Origin of the sequence: Burkholderia sp. SJZ089, assembly GCF_007828315.1 — a bacterium.
Classification (GTDB): domain Bacteria; phylum Pseudomonadota; class Gammaproteobacteria; order Burkholderiales; family Burkholderiaceae; genus Burkholderia; species Burkholderia gladioli.
In genome coordinates this window covers 1-1,729 of sequence record NZ_VIUM01000060.1, presented here as the reverse complement: position 1 = coordinate 1,729, position 1,729 = coordinate 1, and the positions used below count along the sequence as shown (strand labels likewise).

At 58.3% G+C, this 1,729-nt stretch carries 1 protein-coding gene and 3 tRNA genes; all 4 read left to right on the top strand.

Going from position 1 to position 1,729, the window contains the following annotated elements:
- The first annotated feature begins 922 nt into the window (after positions 1–922).
- Positions 923–1,008, top strand: a tRNA-Tyr gene (locus FB600_RS36985).
- Between the two features lie 38 nt (positions 1,009–1,046).
- Positions 1,047–1,120: transfer RNA gene (locus tag FB600_RS36980), tRNA-Gly, on the top strand.
- A 26-nt stretch (positions 1,121–1,146) separates the two neighbouring features.
- A tRNA-Thr gene (locus tag FB600_RS36975) sits at positions 1,147–1,221 on the top strand.
- Between the two features lie 62 nt (positions 1,222–1,283).
- A partial coding sequence (locus FB600_RS36970) for a GTP-binding protein (protein ID WP_145758220.1) occupies positions 1,284–1,729 on the top strand: 446 nt, incomplete at its 3' end.

Sequence of the window (1,729 nt, the reverse complement as noted above, 5' to 3'; positions counted from 1 at the left end):
GATAGTGCGGATTGCCCGTGTGAAAGTAGGTAATCGTCAGGCTTCCCTCATGACAACCCCCGTTGCCCCAGGCAGCGGGGGTTTTGTCTTTTCAGCCGCCAGAAAACCAATCCAATCAGCGCACCTCAGCTGAGCCGACAACCTGATGAAATTCAAGCCGGTGGATCGATCGACTACTGATCCCGCTCCAGTGGTCTCATGGCGATTGCGTGCAATGCAAACAAGCTCGAGTCGCTATCTCCCGTCGAATCAATCGTGTTCGTGTACGTCAAGCCTTGCTTTGGCTTGTAGAGGGCGCGTATGCCACGTCTGCAGCTTTCGCAGGCCCGGAGGATGACGTGGGAGAGCGCTCGAGTGTTTCGGCGGCGTAGCGGGCAAAGCAACCTTCACGGCGAGGGGGGAGCTGGATGAGACGTTCCGACGAGCTGATCCAAGAGGCTTCATCTGCCGCATGGCTCAATGCCGACCGCCCGAAGCGAATTAGCGTCTTGGCGCTGGAAGGCGTCCAGAACATCACAAGCACGGCTGGATGGCCGTGCTCGCCTTTGCACCAGCGCAACCGGCTGCTTCTCCGGCGCCCGCAGCGTTCGGCCGACCGCGCCCCAAAGCACGAGACATCAAAAAATTTTCAGAAAACGTGCTTTAGCCCTTGGCTTAATCGTCGCGACCCCTTATGATTTGCGTCTTCCGTTTTTCCGGGGAGCTTTCACGGAAATCGGAGCGACGGTCTGGGCGGGAGCAGTTTTCGCTGCGGTCATCGAATTCGGCGCGACGCGATGCTTTTACAGGGCATTGATGGACAGCGCACCGAGAGAGGCGATCGACATGGCATGCCGGCACGGCGGTATCAGCGGGGCGATAAAAAATCTCCGAGGGTGCTTGACACGAGGTCTGCATGCCCCCATAATCGTCAGTTCTCTACGGAGGGGTGCCCGAGTGGCTAAAGGGGGCAGACTGTAAATCTGTTGGCTTACGCCTACGTTGGTTCGAATCCAACCTCCTCCACCAAGACATGCAGAGCGGTAAGGGATCGTAAAGTGGCCCGCGCGGGTGTAGCTCAATGGTAGAGCAGAAGCCTTCCAAGCTTACGACGAGGGTTCGATTCCCTTCACCCGCTCCACGTTCCATGTAGTAAGTACTTGTTTCGCCCATGTGGCTCAGTGGTAGAGCACTCCCTTGGTAAGGGAGAGGTCGGCAGTTCGATCCTGCCCATGGGCACCATCAAGTTGTCAGTGTCTGTTTGCGCGCGGCGCAACATGTGAAATTCCTTAAGGGAGTTGAAAATGGCCAAGGAAAAATTTGAGCGGACCAAGCCGCACGTCAACGTCGGTACGATCGGTCACGTTGACCACGGCAAGACGACGCTGACGGCAGCCATCGCGACGGTTCTGTCGTCGAAGTTCGGCGGCGAAGCGAAGAAGTACGACGAAATCGACGCGGCGCCGGAAGAAAAGGCACGTGGCATCACGATCAACACCGCGCACATCGAGTACGAAACGGCGAACCGCCACTACGCACACGTCGATTGCCCGGGCCACGCCGACTACGTGAAGAACATGATCACGGGTGCCGCGCAGATGGACGGCGCGATCCTGGTGTGCTCGGCCGCCGACGGCCCGATGCCGCAAACGCGGGAGCACATCCTGTTGGCGCGTCAGGTTGGCGTTCCGTACATCATCGTGTTCCTGAACAAGTGCGACATGGTGGACGACGCTGAACTGCTCGAGCT